The organism is Enterobacteriaceae bacterium Kacie_13 (assembly GCA_013457415.1).
Taxonomy (GTDB): domain Bacteria; phylum Pseudomonadota; class Gammaproteobacteria; order Enterobacterales; family Enterobacteriaceae; genus Rahnella.
Window position 1 is genome coordinate 340,584 of record CP045666.1, and the last position, 19,597, is coordinate 360,180.

14 protein-coding genes are annotated in these 19,597 nt (G+C 53.7%); 9 read left to right on the forward strand and 5 right to left on the reverse strand.

Annotated features, from left to right (window positions below; genetic code table 11):
- Window positions 1–38 precede the first annotated feature (38 nt).
- The 3 genes from GE278_22935 to GE278_22945 all read right to left on the reverse strand — a co-directional run bounded on the left by GE278_22935 (window position 39) and on the right by GE278_22945 (window position 4,250).
- Window positions 39–1,604 (reverse strand): MFS transporter, encoded by a 1,566-nt coding sequence (locus tag GE278_22935; GenBank protein QLK63636.1) that lies wholly within the window; start codon window positions 1,602–1,604, stop codon window positions 39–41.
- Between the two features lie 410 nt (window positions 1,605–2,014).
- The gene (locus GE278_22940) at window positions 2,015–2,998 is read right to left on the reverse strand and encodes a DUF535 domain-containing protein (protein ID QLK63637.1); all 984 of its coding nucleotides are present in this window, start codon (window positions 2,996–2,998) and stop codon (window positions 2,015–2,017) included.
- Window positions 2,999–3,167: 169 nt separating this feature from the next.
- Window positions 3,168–4,250, reverse strand: coding sequence for an oxidoreductase (locus GE278_22945; GenBank protein ID QLK63638.1), 1,083 nt, complete (start codon window positions 4,248–4,250; stop codon window positions 3,168–3,170).
- A gap of 221 nt (window positions 4,251–4,471) precedes the next feature.
- Between GE278_22945 and GE278_22950 the strand changes: the two genes are divergently transcribed.
- The 6 genes from GE278_22950 (at window position 4,472) to GE278_22975 (ending at window position 14,188) form a co-directional block, all read left to right on the forward strand.
- The gene (locus tag GE278_22950; protein QLK63639.1) at window positions 4,472–5,536 is read left to right on the forward strand and encodes a substrate-binding domain-containing protein; all 1,065 of its coding nucleotides are present in this window, start codon (window positions 4,472–4,474) and stop codon (window positions 5,534–5,536) included.
- Window positions 5,537–5,547: 11 nt separating this feature from the next.
- A complete protein-coding gene (locus GE278_22955; protein ID QLK63640.1) occupies window positions 5,548–6,795 on the forward strand; it encodes a hypothetical protein in 1,248 nt (415 codons plus the stop codon).
- Between the two features lie 285 nt (window positions 6,796–7,080).
- On the forward strand, window positions 7,081–9,087 hold the full coding sequence (gene tssI / locus GE278_22960; protein ID QLK63641.1) for a type VI secretion system tip protein VgrG: 2,007 nt from the start codon (window positions 7,081–7,083) through the stop codon (window positions 9,085–9,087).
- On the forward strand, window positions 9,084–9,521 hold the full coding sequence (locus GE278_22965; GenBank protein QLK63642.1) for a DUF1795 domain-containing protein: 438 nt from the start codon (window positions 9,084–9,086) through the stop codon (window positions 9,519–9,521). The genes tssI and GE278_22965 overlap by 4 nt, the downstream gene beginning before the upstream one ends.
- A gap of 17 nt (window positions 9,522–9,538) precedes the next feature.
- Window positions 9,539–13,900 (forward strand): type IV secretion protein Rhs, encoded by a 4,362-nt coding sequence (locus GE278_22970; GenBank protein QLK63643.1) that lies wholly within the window; start codon window positions 9,539–9,541, stop codon window positions 13,898–13,900.
- The gene (locus tag GE278_22975) at window positions 13,901–14,188 is read left to right on the forward strand and encodes a hypothetical protein (protein ID QLK63644.1); all 288 of its coding nucleotides are present in this window, start codon (window positions 13,901–13,903) and stop codon (window positions 14,186–14,188) included.
- Between the two features lie 55 nt (window positions 14,189–14,243).
- On the opposite strand, the gene GE278_22980 is transcribed toward GE278_22975, so the two are convergent.
- Together GE278_22980 and GE278_22985 are read right to left on the reverse strand one after the other, a co-directional pair.
- The gene (locus GE278_22980; protein QLK63748.1) at window positions 14,244–14,564 is read right to left on the reverse strand and encodes a type I addiction module toxin, SymE family; all 321 of its coding nucleotides are present in this window, start codon (window positions 14,562–14,564) and stop codon (window positions 14,244–14,246) included.
- A gap of 130 nt (window positions 14,565–14,694) precedes the next feature.
- Window positions 14,695–15,606 carry an EamA family transporter gene (locus tag GE278_22985; GenBank protein QLK63645.1) on the reverse strand — a complete coding sequence of 304 codons (912 nt, stop codon included), beginning with the start codon at window positions 15,604–15,606 and terminating at the stop codon, window positions 14,695–14,697.
- Between the two features lie 303 nt (window positions 15,607–15,909).
- Between GE278_22985 and GE278_22990 the strand changes: the two genes are divergently transcribed.
- The 3 genes from GE278_22990 to GE278_23000 all read left to right on the forward strand — a co-directional run bounded on the left by GE278_22990 (window position 15,910) and on the right by GE278_23000 (window position 19,597).
- On the forward strand, window positions 15,910–17,355 hold the full coding sequence (locus GE278_22990) for an MFS transporter (protein QLK63646.1): 1,446 nt from the start codon (window positions 15,910–15,912) through the stop codon (window positions 17,353–17,355).
- Between the two features lie 267 nt (window positions 17,356–17,622).
- Window positions 17,623–18,030 carry a hypothetical protein gene (locus GE278_22995; GenBank protein ID QLK63647.1) on the forward strand — a complete coding sequence of 136 codons (408 nt, stop codon included), beginning with the start codon at window positions 17,623–17,625 and terminating at the stop codon, window positions 18,028–18,030.
- A 205-nt stretch (window positions 18,031–18,235) separates the two neighbouring features.
- Window positions 18,236–19,597, forward strand: coding sequence for a hypothetical protein (locus GE278_23000; GenBank protein ID QLK63648.1), 1,362 nt, complete (start codon window positions 18,236–18,238; stop codon window positions 19,595–19,597).

Sequence of the window (19,597 nt, forward strand, 5' to 3'; positions counted from 1 at the left end):
GTCGGTAAAATCATCGTGTGTGAGGTGAAACTCAGGAATTACGGGTGCTGCGTGGTGCTCACCATCGGTTTCGGATCGGTCAGCTCAACGGCGGGCGTGTCGAAGATTTTGCGGCAGACTTCGCTGTTGCCCCAGCATTGTTCGTAAGGGTAGCCAATCAGGTTTTCCATTACCGCCCGCACGTCCGGTTGGATCTGGCTGATTTCGCCGCCAGCTTTGATACGCGCCACTTCTGCGAGTACCACCAGATGGGTTTTGCGGTTCAGCTTCATCTGATTACTGAACACCATCGCCATCAGCGCCAGCGCAATCACCCCGATACAAAACACCATCGCAATTGCAGTCACGGCGCTTTCCGGCTGGGTGTGAGATTTGGACTGGAAGCCATAGAAACTGAGGATAGCGCCCATCACGAAGACGATCACCGAGCGCATCAGCTTGCCGGAGAAAGTCATGGCACCGGCGTAGATACCTTCACGACGACGGCCGGTAAAGGCTTCATCAATGTCGGCGAGGAAGGTGTACACGGTCCACGGAATGTAATACACGCCGCCGGTGCCAATACCGAAGATGACGGTGATGGTGAGCATCGCAACCGTAGCGTACTGCTGCGGCAGATGCAGGAAATGCAGCAGGCTGTAACAGGCGACTGAGAACACCACAATGCCCAGCGCCAGAATGTAAGGTTTGCTGAATCCGTGCTTCACGCAAATCCCGATGAAAATCGCGGTGGAGAACAGTTGCAGAATCGAGTTCAGACTGCTCAGCCCGGCGACCATGGTCGGATCGTATTGCAGAACGAAAATGATGAAATAAGTGAAGACCGAGGCGAACAACCATTCCGCGCCGAATCCGCACAGGTACATGCCCAGATGTTTACGGAACACGCGCAGGTGGAAGGTAGATTTCATGTCACGCAGCAGCGTCAGCATGGTTTTGCCCAGCGTCATTTTCTTCTCATCAACTGGCGTGGTTTCTTCTGTCGGACGTTCCCAGGAAGAGAGATACAGCATGCCAATCGCGACACATAAGATCACACCGTAGGTCAGCGCAGTAAAGAAGAACGGCTCAGCGGAATCTTTTCCGTAGATCAGGATGAACTGACCAGGGATAAACGCGGCGAGGAAATTGGCCACCTTACCGAAGATCGCTTTGTAGCCAGTCAGCTTGGATCGCGCGGAGAAGTCGGTAGTCATTTCGGTGGCGAGGGTTTCATACGGCACCATCACCGAGGTGTAAATCAGTTCAAACACCACGTAAGTGGAAAGGTAATACCAGAAGCCGAAGCCCTCTACCCACAACAGTGGATAGAACATCATCAGCGGAATGCCGAGCAAGATGAAGAAGCGACGGCGACCAAAACGTTTACCGAGACGGGTTTTGCCGAAGTTATCGGAAAGGTAACCCATCAACGGATTGCTGATCGCATCAATGATGCTGGCGACAGAAAAGATCGCCGAAGCCTGCAACAGCGTCAGGCCACAGAAGGTGGTGTAGAAATAGAGTAGCCAGATACCGGCAATCGCCAGCGCCCCGCTACCCAATAGGTTCCCGCCGCCATAGGCAAGCTGGTGTCTGAATAAAATCGGTTTTTCTGCGTTCATTGCGTTTCCCGCCCAGAGAGAGTTTTAATTTATGAACCGGTGTTTCGTTTTTATAGATATTGCGTTTTATATAGGCGTGACGAATGAATAGATGTGAATTAACTCACATTTAGCGCAGCGGGAGGGGTTTTGTCAGGCGGATTTGCGATACGTGTAACATTCTCATCCATAAAAAAAACACATTTGACGAGATTATTCATAATCTATTAGTTATGAAATGAATCATTAACGCACTAATGCTTTACGAAACCGAGACTTAAATCTGACGTATTACTGAGGGAGAAAAGAAGAAAGGTGCTCCGGTCTGCCATACAAGCCAGACAAATGCCGAAAGTAAGGCCAGTCCATGGCCCTGTTGCTTGCTACAGCGAGTCAATCTCAGACGTGGTGAACCACAAAAAACCGCCGGTTCAGGCTTTCAGCAATGACGCTGTGCTTTCGTTTAATTCATCCAGCAAGGTATAGCGTTTACGGTATTCCGAACGTTTTTTGCTCGGCAACTCTTCCATGGTTTTACGCGGCAGCGTCAGCGGCACGTCATATAACGCAGAGGAATACGGCGTAGCGCTGATGGAATCCCAGAATTCGTTATAGCTGGCGACAAACACGTTTTTCTTACGGTGACGGTAACGCAAGCTTCGGAACACATGACCGGTGTCGCTGACCGCCAGAATACGCTGCACGCCGGTCTGCGCGGCGATACGTTGCAGGCTTTCCAGCAGCAGACGTTTGGGGAACAACCCGTGGCAGGCTTTGGTCGCCTGTTTGATCACCTCATGCGAAGTGGAACGATGTGCGCCCTGGAATCCGCCCACGATCATCGTCAGCCCTTCCAGGCGTTGCACGACGCCAAACGTCAGCGCTGCCAGCAGCGTATCTTCCATATACAGGAACATGTTGGCTTCGCCTTCACGTTCGGATTTGCCAATAGAGCCCAGCACGACGTTAAAGGATTCGCCGTCTTTGCCGCTGAACTGGTTCACAGTGCGGCCTTCTGCGCTCAGAAATGCGTGACGCAGCTGCACGTTCTCAAGGTTTTTGACGAACTCATAGTGATCAAGAAGCGCACCGGCGCGACCGGCTGACGGCAACCCGAGGTGCAGATAAGGTTTGTGGATTTTGCTTGGCAGTTTAGTCTGCACGGTGAACGCTTCCTGCCAGACCGGTTCAGACGCCATTTTGTTAAGGATTTTCAGCGTATCCAGCGGGTGCAATAAGGTGCGAACGGCGTATTTCACGCGGAACATTCGGTCACGCCATAGGTTGTCCGGCACGCACGCGCCGCTCAGCAAATCCATAAACAAACTGAATCCGCTGGCTTTTTGACTGTTGGACGTGTCAGCGGACGCTGTGCCGCTGAGGGATTCGATGTCGTTAAGGGATGAGTGTTCCATGAATGATTTCCGCTGCCTGAAATATTCACGGTATCACCCGATTTTTAAACAACTTTACAACGCTCCGTTAAAGAAAACGGCAGACCATCAGTGGATGAATCTTGTTGAACTGCCGTTTACATTTTCCTGACAAAACGGCGGTTTTTTTGATCATCGCGCCGGGTTTACTTCATTTATTCTCGACAAATTCCAGCGCCAGACGCAGCTGTTCCGCGTTTGGATTGCCCGGCAACAGATGGATCGATTCCCCTTTCTGTAGCGTGCGTTCAATGAGGCGCGCAATCTGCTTTTCGTCGTGAATATCGACATTCAATTCTGCCAGACTCACCGGCAGATCCAGCACGCGGTACAGCGCCGTCAGCTGTCTCACGACTTCCGGCTGATTAAGCAGCGCACTTTGCACCAGAATGCCGTACGCCACTTTGGTACCATGCAGGAAGGCATCGGTCTGCGGCAGTGCGGTCAGGCCGTTATGCACCGAATGCGCGGCGGCGATACGCGTGTAGCGATCCCCCAACCCGCCGACCAGACCGCCACCGGCGATAATCGCATCAAGCACGTTGAGGAATGGCTGCGTCAGGTGTTGTTCCGCCAGCGCCTGTAACGCGTCTTCACTTTGATTAAGCAGCACGTCGCGGATCGTCAGCGCGGTATTCAGACCAAGCTGAACGGTCAGCGGCAGCGTTTCCGGCTGCGGGCTAAGTACCACCGCTTCATACCACTTCGCCAGCGTGTCGCCGATCCCGGCCAGCAGATATTCCTTCGGCGCGGCCAGAATAATGCGCGGCTCGACCAGCACCAGATGATTGGCATCGTTAAAGATTTCGTAACGCAGCGCCTGCCCTTCATCGTTGTACCAGACAGACAGCGGCGTCCACGCGGCACAGGTGGCCGCAATGGTCGGGACTGCCACGACCGGTAATCCCAGACGGCGCGCCACCACTTTCGCAGTATCCAGCACTGCGCCGCCACCGATACCGATCACCACCTGACGATCGTGCCCGCCGATGTCGGCTATCCGCTGTACTTCATTTTCGCTGCAATGCGCCCTGAACAGTACGCGCTTTGCCTGCGATGCGCTGAACGCTTCCGGCAGATAATCCTGAGCTGCAACTAACGCCCGCTCACCGTAAATCCACAGTGCCTTATCCAGCTGTTCAGGCGTGTAAAAATCGCGCAGACGATCAATCGCACCAGGGAAAGAAAAATAGTTGGCGGGGCCGGCTACCACACGGATATCAGTATCACTCATCGGGAATTCCTTAATATAGAAGCTGTTACCATCCTACTCACGGACATCCGGATGGCTAATACTCTTTGGCATTAACTTATACGTTTTAGTTCGTTGCCAAGCGTGACGCTGTCATCAAAACTCGGGCAATCAATTCATTAACTCACTAAAAAAGCTTGTTCAAAAGCTCATATGAATTGTTCTCCCGCTTTAATGATGATTAACCACACAGGGTAATAGAAATGAAACTGCTCTCCACCTCACTGCTGGCGTTAAGTTTGTTCTCCGTCTTTCCATCGTTTGCCGCTGATTCAACAGCCGTGCCCAAAGCGATCGCCGATCACAAAGGGCCGATTCGCATTGCCGTGATCCGCAATCTGGGCTCTGATGACAACACCACGCAGTTCGTCTCAGGCGCAATTTCAGAAGGTCGTAAGCTGGGCTTTCAGGTCAGCACTTTCCTCAGTAATGGCGACGATGCCAAATTTCAGGATTTCGTGAATCAGGCCATCAGCCAGAAATACGACGGCATTATTTTGTCTCAGGGCCGTGACCCGTATTCCACCGAACTGGTCAAACGTATTACCGCCAGCGGCATCGCGGTGTCGGTGTTTGATACCGCCGTCAACGGCGAGATCCCAGGCGTGACCGTTACCCAGCAAGATGACGCCTCGCTGACCGACCTTTCCTTCGGCCAGCTGGTGAAAGATTTCAACGGCAAAGCCAACATCGTCAAACTGTGGGTCGCCGGTTTCCCGCCAATGGAACGCCGCCAGACGCAGTACAAAAAACTGTTGCAGGATCAGCCGGGCATTCATGAGCTGGAATCCATCGGCGCGGTATCTTCGGATGTTCAGGGCGATACGGCGAATAAAGTTGGCGCGATCCTGGCGAAATATCCAAAAGGCAAAATCGACGCTATCTGGGGAACCTGGGATGCGTTCAGTCAGGGCGCGTACAAAGCCTTGCAGGAGAATGGACGCACAGAGATCAAACTCTATAGCATTGATATTTCCAATCAGGATCTGGCACTGATGCGCGCACCGCAGAGCCCGTGGAAAGTCAGCGTGGCAGTGGATCCGAAGCTTATTGGCGCTGTAAACCTGCGTCTGGTCGCCAACAAAATTGCCGGTGAAAAAACGCCTGCCACTTATGAATTCAAAGCCGCAGCCATTGCGCAAGCGCTGCTGGCCAGCAATCCGGATGCCGTTAACGTGGCTTCACTGGCTAAAGTCATTCCAGGCTGGGGCAAATCCGATGACTTTATCGCGCCGTGGTTCGCCACGCTCGAAGCCAAAAACAAATAACAGGCCACGCAATGACAAACCAATCTCTTCCCCAACCGGAGTACAGCCGCAATATGCGGCTGATTGGACACAGCGATCAGGGTGGCAAACCTGACGGCGTGCAGGTGATGGTTCATCGCGGCTACGCGTATATCGGTCATATGGTATCGCAGGGATTTTCAATCGTGGATGTGCGCGACCCGAAAAACCCACGCCCTGCTGGCTTCGTCGCCGCCCCGCCGGGCACCTGGAACGTACATTTGCAGGCACATGACGATCTGCTTCTGGTGATCAACGCCCGCGATTTGTTCGCCGACGTGCGTTTCGCGGATGAAAAAGTCTACTACACCCGCCCTGTCAGCGAGACGGTGCACGGCTCACGGGAGCGAAGCTGGAGCGCCGGGGTACGCATTTTTGATATTTCTACGCCCGATCATCCGAAAGAGATCGGCTTTCTCGGGCTTGACGGCATCGGTGTTCACCGCATCTGGTATGTCGGTGGGCGCTGGGCTTATGTTTCAGCGCTGATTGACGGCTACAGTGATTATATTTTCCTGACGATTGATCTGGCCGATCCGCGCAACCCGCAGGTCGCCGGACGCTGGTGGCTGCCAGGCATGCATACCGCAGGAGGTGAAACGCCGGAGTGGCCGGAAGGTAAACGCTACGCGCTGCATCACGCGATCATCAGCGGTGACACCGCCTACGCCAGCTGGCGCGACGGTGGCCTGACGTTGCTGGATATCAAAGACCGCACTGCGCCGCAGCTGATTTCGCACCGCAACTGGAGTCCGCCTTTTGGTGGCGGCACGCACACCGCGCTGCCGTTGCCGGACCGGGATTTGCTGGTGGTGCTGGACGAAGCGGTGCTCGACAATCAGGAAGACGGGGAAAAGCTGATCTGGCTGTTTGACGTGCGGGAGCCATCGAACCCGGTGAGTATTTCCACTTTCCCGCAGCCGGATGAGCGGGATTACGTCAGCAAAGGCGCACACTTCGGCCCGCACAATCTGCACGAAAACCGGCCTGGCAGCTTCGTCAGCTCAACGCTGATTTTCGCCACCTACCAGAATGCCGGCGTGCGAGCCTACGACATCAGCAATCCGTATCAGCCAAAAGAAACCGGTGCGCTGGTGCCCGCCGCGCCAGAAGCAATGGTCGATAAACGCCCCGGCCGCGCGCAGGTGATCCAATCCTGCGACGTGTTTGTCGATGCACAGGGCATTATCTACAGCACCGACTATAACGGCGGTCTGTCAATTATTGAGTATTTGGGATAATGCCTTCGCGCCTGAGATTATTTTATTTCAGGCGCGGTTTATTTTTCTGCACTGTTTCATTCTACCTTTCATCTTTCATTTCCCTCCTCAGATACAACTTTTGACACGCAGCACCTCAATTTTTTTCGTCTGTTTTTTGTGATCAAAGTCATAGCTAACGTTCTTAGTCAGGTCTACTTTTCTCTCTCAATAATTCATTTATCTTATTGATTTATAGCATAAATAAATCACAAGAAAAATCGCTTTCCGATAAATGGATTCAACAGAAGCTTAAGGGAAAAAAGCATGGCGATTAACGGAACACGCTTCACATTCACCGCAGGCAACACCGCAAAAGACACCTTTGCGGTTGTCAGTTTCCAGCTTTCTCAAAGTTACTCCGATCTCTTTACGTTGAATATTGTACTGGTCAGTAGCGATCCGGCTGTCGGGTTCGACAAGGTCCTGGATGAAATAGCGATTCTTACTATCTGGCAGGGAGTGGAGATAAAGCGACGGGTGCGCGGCATTGTGACGATTTGTGAACAGGGCGATACCGGCAAACACCAGACGCAGTACCGCCTGACCATCCGCCCTTATTTCTGGCGAAGCTCCCAGCGACAAAACTGTCGCAGTTTTCAGAATCTGAACATCGTCGCCATCCTCGACCCGCTGCTCAGAGAGATGGGCGTTAACAAATACGACACCCTGCTCCGCGCCAGCCACGGCTCGCGCGAGTTTTGCGTCCAGTTTATGGAAAGCGATTACGATTTTATTTCGCGACTGACTGCCGAAGAGGGCATTTTCTTCTATGAACAAGAGTATCTGGAGGCCAACGATCAAAAGCTGACTTTTGCGGACAACTGCAGCGCATTGCTCAGCATCGGTGCGCTGCCTTACAACCCGAACGCAGCTTCAGAGGCTGATACCCACTGCATCAACAACTTCCGCCGCACCGCGCGGGTGCGCCCTTCAAAAGTGATCACGCAGGACTACACCTTTACCGCGCCGAACTGGCCGGCGCAGTACCAGGAAAAAGCCACAAAGATGGTGCATCAGCACACGGTGTACGACATTTTTGACTACCCGGGGCGGTTCAAAGACGAGCAACACGGCGCCGATTTTGCCCAATATCAGATGGAAGGCTGGCGCAATAACGCCGACGTGGTGATTGGCAGCACCAATTCGCCGCAGTTTTATCCCGGCGTACGCTTTGCCCTGACCGGCCATCCGCGCGAAGACCTGAACGCCAACTGGCAGGTGGTCGCCATTGAAATGCACGGCGAGCAGCCGCAGGCCCGCATCGGCAACGAAGGTCAGGGCACCACGCTGCATACCGAGTTTGAAGTCATCCCTTCCACCCAAACCTGGCGACCTGTGCCAAAGCCCAAGCCGCGCATCGACGGTCCGCAAATCGCCATCGTCACCGGCCCACCGGGAGAGGAAATCTTCTGCGACGAACACGGCCGCGTACGGGTGAAGTTCGCATGGGATCGTTATAACAAAGCCGACAACTACAGCTCCTGCTGGATCCGCGTTTCACAAGCGTGGGCGGGCACCGGTTTCGGCAACATTGCTATCCCGCGCGTCGGGCAGGAAGTGATCGTCGATTTTCTCAACGGTGACCCCGATCAGCCCATCATCACCGGCCGCACCTACCACGCCGGCAACCGCGCACCCGGCAGTCTTCCGGGTACCAAAACCCAAATGGCCATCCGCTCGCAGACCTACAAAGGCAGCGGCTACAACGAACTGATGTTCGAGGACGCGACCGGCCAGGAACTTCTGTCGATGCAGGCACAGAAGGACATGAAAACAACGGTGCTAAATGATCAGGCGCTGACGGTTGAGCGGCACCGGGTAAAAACCATTAAAGGTAACGAATTCAGCATAATAAATGGAAACCGTACAAAAACCGTCACTGGCAATGAAACCCATTCCATTAAGGGATTTCAGGGCTCAACGGTCGAAGTCGGCCAGTCACTGGCGGTGAAAGGCGATGTGGCGCACCTCACCGGCGGAAATCTCACCAGCCTGGCTGTCAAAGTTCTGACCTTCGGTTCAGGGGATCTTATTCGTCTGGAGTGCGGGGACAGTGCACTGGAATTACATGCGAGTGGTGCCATCAATCTCAAGGGAAAAAGCCTGAATATCACCATTGAGGGCAACGGCGTCATCAATACGGTTGGCGGCGTTCTCGGCCTCAATCCCTCTTCTCCAGGTTCCCCCGCCAGTGCACCGGGAGAAGGCTATAAACAATCCATTCAAAGCAGCATAGATGACATTTTCAACAAGGAAAGTGAAAAACAATGAGCCTTTATCATATTGACGAATGCCGCTTCCCGCTGCCGGACAACGGCAACTGGCTGGATTGCAGCCTGAATATTTTTCGCAGTATAAACGATGCATCCTCACTTATTGTCAGCCGGGGAATTATTCCTCCGGAACGGACATTTGAGGAGGAACTGGATCACCAGTGGTCACTCCTGCTGGGCCAGATTGAGCTTCTGTACAGTAAGCCCCGCCGTCCCCGCACTCTGACCCAATCCCCCGGTTATGCCGCGCTTGAAACAGACTGCTGTTTCAGGCGTGGAAAGCATATTCAGCACCAGCGGCAGTTGGCGATCCACCTGCCTGAACGAGAACAAATGCTGATTTTTACCCAGACTGCGTTACAGCCTTTCTCCGATGATCAAGACTCTTACTGGCAAAAACTCTGCCAGTCATTGTCTCTTACTCATTCATAGCCGGAGGCGAGAACATCATGTCTGATGAACACGCTGCCCGGATGGGTGACCCGATAATTCATACCAGCGTTTTGGCAGATATTGCCGCTGTGGCGATTCAGGGGATCGTGGTGGCCGCCGCAGGGGCAATTGTCGCGGGCGTTGCAACTATTGCCGCCCCGGCAGTCGCTGCGGGTAGCCTATTAGGGGCGGTCGTCGCTGCTGCCGGAGGATGTGTCGGTGCGGGAACGATCGCAGGTTTCGTTCTCGAGGCTACCGGCATGATGGATGAGATCGTTATCGAGAGTGAGGGGCTGGGCAACGCCCTTTTTCCTCCTTCCCCTGCGGGTGTTATCTCCAGCGGGGCAACGAATGTACTCACCAATGATATTCCAGCCGCACGTGCCGCCGGACGCTTGTTAAGCACCTCCGAACAAGCTGGACTTCCACCCGAACATGAAGGCGAACGAGATTACGTGGCCATGCTGCTTCGCGGCGGTAAGGCCATGTTAAAAGAATTGGTTAATCCGACAGTAGCGCTACCTTCTGGCCCGGTAGCCCCCTCGAATCAGGACAAGGTTCTCTGCGACAAACATCCCCCCAGCCCTGTGCAATATCTTGCAGAGGGGTCGTCAACCGTTGCCATTAACGATTTGCCGGCCGTGCGTGGCAGTGATCGTACGACCTGCGGAGCGACGGTTTCAACGGCCGTTTCTCCCAATGTTTCCATCGGTGGCGCTGCTGTCGTGGTACGTCCGATCAACAGCGGCAAAGTACCTGGGCTTGAATTATTATTGGTCGCTGCCACTCTGCTGCTCTCCCGCAGTTCGTCAAAAATGTTTAAAAAATTGCCCTGCTTATTGATGATGATGGGTGCTGGGGCGGCTGCAGGTCAGTTGGGTGCCGCTACGCGCGCAGCCTCTATGCCTGTGCATGCGGCTACCGGTGCCAAAGTACTGGCCGGTGAAGAAGACCTTGATTTTCAATTACCGGCGCGCTTTCCCCTTCACTGGCAACGCCTTTATAACAGCCGCAATGCGGCTACCGGTATGTTTGGTAAAGGCTGGCGGACGCCTTTTGAAACGCGACTGGTGCATGAAGGTGAACAAACCTGTTTTCATGATGAAAGCGGGCGTGAACTGCGTTTCACCTCACTGGCTGCGGGTGAACGAAAAATCTATCCTGACACCGGCCTGATAGTAGCCGCCGGTGACGAGGGGCAAATGCTGGTGGCGGATCTGGACGGCAGCGTCTGGCGATTATATCTCCCCGCCCCTGCATCTGTGCAGAACCTGCGACTTTCCTCGTTAAGTGATGAATATGGCAACGGCGTCCTCCTGCACTACGACGAACAGGGAAGACTGGCAGATCTGACGGACACAGAAGAAAGCCTGCGGATCCGCCTGCATTACCAGCTCGCTTCACACCCTCGCTGCGTTACGCAGATCACAGATATCAGTGCTGAAAAATCCCGCACGCTGATGACTTACGGCTACAGCCTCACCGGTCAGCTTGCCACAGTGACCGACGCTGCCAGCGTGACGCTGCGCGAATTCGATTACACCGATGACGGGTTGATGGCCTGGCACATTCTCCCTGCGGGGTTGCGCTGTGACTACGGCTGGCAGCGCTTCGACGATGACTGGCGGGTGATTTCGCATTCGACGCGTGCGGGCAGGCGCTGTCAGATCAGTTACGACCTGGATCAGAGGATCACCCGGGTTGATGAGTCCGACGGGTGCATTCGTGAACATCACTGGAATGATGAGTATCTGGTCGAACGTTATGTCGATGAGGCCGGAAATCACTGGCAATACGAGTGGGATGACAACCAGCAGCTCACGAAAACCATCGCCCCGGACGGCGCAACGCACCAGTATTTCTACGATGACGCAGGTAATCTTATCGAAGAGATCAATCCGCTGGGCGGCAGCAATAAAACAGTCTGGCTGGAGCAACAGGCACTCCCCCGCCATATTATCGATCCGCAGGACGGCGTTTATCAGTTTCAGTATGACGAATGTCACGGCGTCATTGCCGGACAAGATGAACTCGGCAACATCAGCCGCTATGAGCGCGACGAGTTCGGTCAGGTCATCACGTATACCAACGCCCTTGGCGGCATCAGCCGCTTTACGTGGAACTGTCGCGGCCAGCTGCTGACGGCGCAGGACTGCTCCGGCCATCTCACCCGCTACGCCTACGACGAACATTACCGGCAGGCCAGCATCACCGATGCAACCGGTGAGACGCGGCGTTATCAGTACGACAGCGCAGGGCGACTGACCACCCTGCTCTCTGCCGAAGGACGGCAGGAGCAGCTCATGTGGGATACGCAAGGGAGGCTGACCGGCATCCGCGCCGCAGACGGCACCCGGCGCGAATACGGCTATGATCCGATGACCGGGCAGCTGCACTTTAGCCGCGATGCGCGGGGCGGCAAAATCACACGCGGCTACGATGCGCGCGGTCGCCTGACCCGGCTTCAGAATGAGAACGAAGAAAGTTACCTGTTTGTCTGGGGAGATAACGACCGGCTTATTGAGGAGCACGGCCTTGACGGCGTGGTGACCCGCTACGAGTACGACGTTTGCGACCGGAGCATCAGTCTAACATTCGCCGCAGGAACAAATCAGGCACTGACCCACCGTTTCATCCGCGACCTCAGCGGTCAGCTGAAAACCAAAGAGACGCCGGAAGGCCTGACGGCGTTTCAGTACAGCCCCGTCGGGCAGTTAACGTCGGCGATTTTCACTTCACAAAACGGCGGCGAAGCACAGCAGCTCCGGCTTGACTATGACCTCGCCGGTCAGCTGACCGGCGAGTGCGGCATCAACGGCGACGTTAGCTATCAATACGACGCCCTCAGTAACCGCACGGCGGTCACGCTGCCGGACGGCCGCTCGCTCAAAACCTTCTACTACGGCAGCGGTCACGCACTTGAGATGATGCTGGATTCACAGCTCATCACCGGGTTTAGCCGCGATGCCCTGCACCGGGAAACCGGCCGGACCCAGGGCGCGCTGAACAGCGGCTGGCGCTACGACCGGCACGGGAGGATTTGCGAACGCTGGACCGGCCTCACCGCCCACGCCTCTCTGGCTCAGCGCAAAGAGCAGTGGCAGTATGACCTGCGCGATAACCTCACCGTCGTGCGCAGCGCCGTTCCATTCAGCGATGTCCGTTATCAGTATGACGCAGCTGACCGCCTCATCGGCCATGACGACCTTTCCGCTGAACCCCAGTTCTATCGCTACGACCCGGCATCCAACCCGCTGGATACGGCCCTCAACATCGCCTCATGGCCGCACAACCGCGTGGTGCAGCATAACGACGTGGATTATCTGTACGACATCTACGGCAGAACCACCCAAAAAAGTACCCATAACCAGCGCTGGCTGTACCGCTACGACGGCGAGCACCGGCTGGTGGAAGTGCTGCATCAACCCATTAGTGAGACACGTCCGGAATGTGTGGTGAATTTCAGCTACGACCCGCTGGGGCGGCGCGTCAGTAAACGGGTGCGATATCAGAAAATGGAGTACGTAACACCCGATCCGGTGAGATATGCACCAACAGAAACGCGCTTCCTGTGGGAAGGCCCGCGCCTGCTGGCGGAGTTCAGCGGCGGCCAGACCCAAGTCTATGCCTACGGCGACCAGAACAACTTCGCCCCGCTCGCCCGCATCGACGGCACCGGTGACGACTGTAAAATTTACTATTTCCACAACCGGCTAAACGGCCAGCCGGAAGCGATGACCGACAGCGAAGGAAAGGAGTGCTGGCAAGGTCAACCGGACAGCTGGGGAAAAGTGAAATGGGAATCGCATCAGCGGGAAATCAAAACCGGCGGCCCGCAAAACCTGAGAATGCAAGGTCAATACCTCGACAGAGAAACCGGCCTCCATTATAATTTACACCGTTACTATGATCCGGACTCAGGACGATTTACCCAGCCCGACCCGATAGGGTTAAAAGGCGGGTTAAACCTGTATGCTTATGGGCCGAATCCATTAGGTTGGATCGATCCGCTTGGTTTAAGCGCATCTTCAGACTTGCCTCCATTAAAAGGAAAATCTCAAGGCCAGATTGGTGATATTTTAACTGATAAGGGATTTACTTTGGATAAACAAAGCAGCACTGGTAATCAAACATGGAGTCATAGTGATGGTTCTCAAGTTCGTATTGATCCCTACGGTAATCAAAGTATGACAATGAAAAATGGACAACCATTACCTAAATCTGGAGCGAACGCCCATGTCCATAAAAATGAACCGGGAAATATTACGCTCAATGACCGAGGAATCCCGAGCACTAACCCAAATGAAACGCATATAGGAATAAGAAATCCTAGTGATTATCCGACAAAACGAGGGCGAGCGCATGGATGTGGTGTATAAATGAGCTTTGAATATATCGTCCACTTTGTGGAGCATAAAGATGAGGTTTTTTCTATTATTACAAAAAAAATAATGGAACACGTCTCAACGGCTCAATTAACCGATGATCTGAACGCATTGTGGATACCTAGTGAGTATCCTGGATGGATTGATTTTTCTATAGAAAAATCTGATGATGGTTTTTTTATTGTGAGTAATCTGAGTGGAAATATAAGAGATATTATATTTTGTTTCATTGAGTCAGCATTGACTGAATTAAACATTAAGTATTTGATTGAAGAAGCTTAATTAATAGCTCGAAAGATCGGGATATCTTTCGGGCTATTTTTATCCGTTCTGTCTGTTAAACCCTTATCTCCCGGAGCGCTGCTTTAGCGGCGTTCTTAATATTCTGATTAGCCAGCTTAATATCCCGTTGTTGTTGATGAAGAATATCTTTCTCACGCTTCAGTTCGTCCACTTCTTCGCTGTCTTTAATAATCACAATACAGCCGTCAGATATTTTCACGGTGAGATGTGCCCCCGTCTCAAATCCCGCTTCACACAGCCAATTACCTTTTAAATAAATATTCGGTGTAGTGGTATCGCTCGGTTCGGCACATAGCCGACGATATAATGCCTCTGCATTTTGTAAATCCTGGAATCTGATGCGAAGAACAACCATTATCGCCTGGAATACGATGCTTGCCACGGCGTGATTGCCGAACGAGACGAACTCGGCAACATCAGCCGCTTTACGTGGAATGAGCGCGGCCCTCAACATCGCCTGATGGCCGCACAACCGCGTGGTGCAATTACTCCCCTCTGATCGCCTCTACCACAACCTTCTTCCCCGGACTCAGCACCAGCCATACCGCCAGACAGATCAGCACACCCCCGGCAAAAAAGCCCTCCGACAACGTTTCGTTCAGCAGCAGATAACCCCACAAAATACCGAACGGTGGGATGAGAAACGTGACGGTCATGGTGCGCAGCGGGCCGATATCGGCTATTAGCCTGAAATACAAAATGTACGCCCACGCAGTACAGATGAAGCCTACCGCCAGCACGCAGAGCCAGATTATTGGTTGCGACCACATCACCGGGGCTTCGGTCGCCGAGGTATAGAGGAAGAACGGCAGCAGGAACAGCGTCGCACCAAGCTGGCTGCCGGTCGCCACCAGTTTTGGATCCAGACCACCGCGCTCGGTTATCCAGCGGCGGGTCAGGAATCCGGCAATCGCATAACACCCGGTCGCTACCAGACAAGCAATTACACCCGCCAGTAAGTGTGTCAGCGATTCTGCGCTGCCGGTGGTGGTCAGCAGCGTAATCCCCAGCAGCCCGAGCAGGACACCGAGCGCTTTTTTGAGCGTCACAGTTTCATGGAAGAACAGACCGCCGATGACCACACCCATCAGCGGTGTGGTGGCATTGAGGATCGCCGAGTATCCGGCAGGTAACCAGCGCGCCGCCAGACAATACATCAGAAACGGCAAACCGGAGTTGATCACACCAAGCAGCAGCGAACTGCCGAACTTTTGCTGATAATCACGCGGCGTTCTGAGCACGCTCAGAATCACCACCAGGCCAATAAATCCGAAGAGCACCCGCAGAAACGCCGTATTAATCGCCCCGAAAGCCGGTGAAGCGATGCGCATAAATAAAAAACTACCGCCCCAGATCGCCGCCAGTAATAACAAACGGCCATAATCACCACTTTTCATTCTGTTCCCCTGTAAAACATTGGCTGAAGCATTATTTTTTTGATGGCATGCTGGACAGCATTCGCGATTCAAAATCCCGTTGATCAGTGTAGTTAACCCCGCTGATTCAGAACCCTCATTTTCTTGCTTTGTAATTCAGGAAAAGCCCAAAAGCTGAGAAAGCCTGTCCTGCGTCACAAGAAGCAATATTTTGGCGAACCGCTCTTTTTGCCCCTCCCCTGATCTATAACAGGAACAAAGGTGTGTGATAGGTTTATGACTTATCATCTAACTTATCATTTTGCTGTTTTCAGGACAGACACCATGAGCCAGAGTAAAACGGATGTTGAAGATCATCCGTCAAAGGAAAGTGCCGCCAGTTCAGGGATCTCTGTTATTGCTTTACTGGTCGCCGCCGCTTTCTTTATGGAGTTTATTGATGGCACGGTGATCGCCACCGCGTTGCCGCAGATGGCGTTGTCTTTTGGCGTCTCGGCGGTGGATCTCAATGCCGGGATGAGCGCGTATATGCTAACGCTGGCGGTGCTGATCCCAGCCAGCGGCTGGGCGGCGGAGCGGTTCGGCGCGCGCAACGTGTTTACCTTCGCGCTCGGCGTTTTTACGCTGGCCTCTCTGTTTTGTGCGCTGGCATCAAGCGTCAGCGAATTTATCATCTTACGCATTATTCAGGGGATCGGCGGTGCACTGATGGTGCCCGTCGGACGTCTGACCGTGCTGAAAACCACGCCCAAGCCTCAGTTGATCAAAGCCATTGCCACACTCACCTGGCCCGCGCTGGTCGCCCCCATTCTGGGGCCGCCGCTCGGCGGATTTATCACCCACTACGCATCGTGGCACTGGATTTTCTACATCAACGTACCGCTGGGAATTATTGCGATGATCCTCGCGTGGCGGCTTTTTCCGCAGGCACGCTCACCGAAGCCAAAGCATTTTGATAAGCGCGGATTTGTGCTGACCGGCGTAGCCATGCTGTCGATGGTCACCGGCCTCGAGTTATTGAGTCAGGATCACATTCTGTGGATAACGGCCACGCTGTTGCTGGTGTTGGGTGTCGTGGTCTCCGCGCTGGCAATAAGACACTTGTATCGCGCTTCTGCGCCGATGGTGCATCTGGGATCGCTGGTCATTCCGACCTTTCGGGTCAGCATGGGCGGCGGTTCGCTGTTTCGCGTCACCATCAGCGCCGTACCATTTTTACTGCCGCTGATGTTACAGGTGGGGTTCGGAATGGATCCGTTCCACGCCGGGTTGCTGGTGCTGGCGGTCTTCGCCGGGAATCTGGCAATGAAACCGGCGACCACGCCGTTGATTCGGCGTTTTGGATTCCGGCCGGTGCTGGTGGTAAATGGATTGCTGAGCGTATTCTCACTGCTGTTCTGCGCCTTTCTGACACCCGGCACGCCTGACTGGCTGGTGATGCTATTGCTGTTCCTCGGCGGCCTGAGCCGCTCGATGCAGTTTACCGGCATCAGCACGCTGGCCTTCTCTGACGTCCCCGCAAAACAGATGGCCGACGCCAACACTTTGTTCAGCACGGTCCTGCAACTCTCAGTGGGGCTGGGTATTACGGTGGGCGCGTTGGGTACGCGGCTCGGGGAGCAACTGGTGAATTATATGCAATGGCAGGCCGTGCCAGGCATGAGTTTTAAAATCGCGTTTGTGGTGATCGCCCTGCTGACGTTGATCGGCTGGCTGGATATGTTGCGATTAAAACCGGATGCGGGGGCAACCGTGTCGGGTAAATACTAAAAGGGGTAAAGGATGAACCTAATATGAACTGAGGTTGAATTATTGATTAGAGTTATATAAACCTCTAAGATTCATTCTTAGCGAAAATAATTCTATATTTCAATTAGTTAATAATCATAAATATTGTGTGTGCCTTCTCATTTTTTGATTTTTCTTCGCTGCGTAAATTCTTCTGCGATTATCATGGATTGATGTTGAGTCATTTACCTCAACATCAATAAATGTTTTAAATTTGATTTAAAATAATTCTACAAGGAGTGGATGATTATGCCATACGGTGACCAACGTCAGGGACTTCTGCGCAGAGTCGAGCTGGAACAAAAAATACTGCAAAGTAATCGGTTCTCAATTTACGCTCAGGCAGTTTACTGTGTTAATAGAATGTTGCGAGAAGCTAACGTGGGGATCTCTGAGCAAGCCTTTCGGAGTATTTCGCAAAACATTAATGCAGTTGCTGAAGGCAGACTTTTTGAAACCTCGGCATCCCTTTCAGAAGCCAGGGTTTTCTCACGTGATACCGTGAGTGCGATAAAAGCCGGTGATTATAAATCTGCAGCAATCACGGCCAGCGGCGTCGTGGTAAATGCGCTCGGGGGTCCGCTATTTTTCGGCAATTATGATCGTAATAAATTGACCGACATTGAACGCCATCTCTACGATAGTTTTCACTTTTAATATGACGCGCATGCGTTTCTGATACAACTCTGGATGACGGTATTGATTCCGTCATCCTGTATTCCCTTCCCCACGCCACAAACAGCCACCCTTTTAACCGCTTATTCCGCCGTTTGATTTCCCTTAAATCACTCAGAATGCTCGCATCATGCACCTTTTCTATGTGCACTTTTTGCAGACCAAAACCAACAAGGGTTACTCAGGCGTGGCAAAATCATTTTTACGCAGTGGCAGTCTCAACGACATCCTTGCGCTGGGCGAAAACGGGCAACCGGTTTATGCATCGGCCCCGCAATTACGGGAAACCTTACGCCTGCGTAAACAACCGTCGATTGCCGATTGTCTGGCTATTCCACAACTTAATGAGTCGGGCGATCGTCTCGACTGGTACTCCCCCCGCGAAGGCAAAGTGACATCCTGGGCAGCAGCGACGGATGCGGCGCGTGCATCGGCGCTGCGTCATCTGGAAAACTGCCTCGACAGCGTCGCGCAAATCAGCAGCGCGGCCAAAGCTTCAGAAAAATCAGCCTTACAGTTTTTCGGCGCGTTACTGGAAAAAGCCTTTCGCTTCCCGGATCAAAATCATGTCTATCTGGTCGGCGGCCAGCCTGTACTGACGTTCTGGGGCTTTGTCAGCCTGGATAACAGCAGCAATACCGATGCGTTCGCCTGCCTGCGCGAGACCCTGAAAGCCGAAGAACCGCTGCCAGCGTTCACCATGACCGCAGAACCCACGCAGGTGGAAACGCCGGTTACACCACCAGCCGGGCCGGTTCGCGTGGTGAAAACCATCGAAGCCCGCGCCGCTGAGCAGGACATCCCTGAACCGAAACCAGCCGTCGTTCGCCGTAAAGTCTCGCCGCTGCTGTGGGCGTTACCGGTGGTCGCGCTGGTGTTAGCCGGTTCTGCCGCTGCCTGGATGTATTCGCGCACACCTGCGCCGCAACCTGTCATCGCCAAGGTTGAGCCGAAACCTGAGCCTGAAGTCATCGCGCCCAAAGCCATTGCTGAAGAACCTGAAGTCAAAGCACCTGAAACCCTGTCACCGGCAGTGAAAACCCCGGAAACGGCTCCGCTGCCGGTTGCGCCTGCGGCCGTGGTAGTGCCTTCGCCAGAACCGGTCGCCGAAGCCGAAAAAAATCCGGTTGTTGCAGAACCGGCCCCCTCACCCGCACCTGTCAGCAAAAACGCGCTGGTAATGCCACCGGACGCCGTGAAAATCGGCTCGACGAAATTCCTCAACGGTAACTGGAATGTGATTGTGGATATCAAAGATCCGGTGACCGGTAAGCCGCCGGTCTTGCGTTATCAAATTAAAGAAGGTCAGGGTACGGTGAAAATCAGCTATGGCGCAGGGATCACCTGTCGCGCGGCGATCAATGCCGGGCTGATGCAGTCGGGCAATCTGGTGATCAACAGCCGTTACCGCGCGAAATGCAGCGACGGTTCCCGCTATCAGATGCCGGAAATCAGCTGTACCCAGGGCGCGACCGGCGCTGCCGTGTGTCAGGGCCGCTACAACGGCGACACGGTGTATCCCATGACGATAAAGCGCGAAGGTAAATAA

Coding starts and splice junctions, on each gene's coding strand:
- GE278_22935 (QLK63636.1), bottom strand. CDS start 1,604: ATGAACGCAGAAAAACCGATTTTATTCAGACACCAGCTTGCCTATGGC.
- GE278_22940 (QLK63637.1), bottom strand. CDS start 2,998: ATGGAACACTCATCCCTTAACGACATCGAATCCCTCAGCGGCACAGCG.
- GE278_22945 (QLK63638.1), bottom strand. CDS start 4,250: ATGAGTGATACTGATATCCGTGTGGTAGCCGGCCCCGCCAACTATTTT.
- GE278_22950 (QLK63639.1), top strand. CDS start 4,472: ATGAAACTGCTCTCCACCTCACTGCTGGCGTTAAGTTTGTTCTCCGTC.
- GE278_22955 (QLK63640.1), top strand. CDS start 5,548: ATGACAAACCAATCTCTTCCCCAACCGGAGTACAGCCGCAATATGCGG.
- tssI (QLK63641.1), top strand. CDS start 7,081: ATGGCGATTAACGGAACACGCTTCACATTCACCGCAGGCAACACCGCA.
- GE278_22965 (QLK63642.1), top strand. CDS start 9,084: ATGAGCCTTTATCATATTGACGAATGCCGCTTCCCGCTGCCGGACAAC.
- GE278_22970 (QLK63643.1), top strand. CDS start 9,539: ATGTCTGATGAACACGCTGCCCGGATGGGTGACCCGATAATTCATACC.
- GE278_22975 (QLK63644.1), top strand. CDS start 13,901: ATGAGCTTTGAATATATCGTCCACTTTGTGGAGCATAAAGATGAGGTT.
- GE278_22980 (QLK63748.1), bottom strand. CDS start 14,564: ATGGTTGTTCTTCGCATCAGATTCCAGGATTTACAAAATGCAGAGGCA.
- GE278_22985 (QLK63645.1), bottom strand. CDS start 15,606: ATGAAAAGTGGTGATTATGGCCGTTTGTTATTACTGGCGGCGATCTGG.
- GE278_22990 (QLK63646.1), top strand. CDS start 15,910: ATGAGCCAGAGTAAAACGGATGTTGAAGATCATCCGTCAAAGGAAAGT.
- GE278_22995 (QLK63647.1), top strand. CDS start 17,623: ATGCCATACGGTGACCAACGTCAGGGACTTCTGCGCAGAGTCGAGCTG.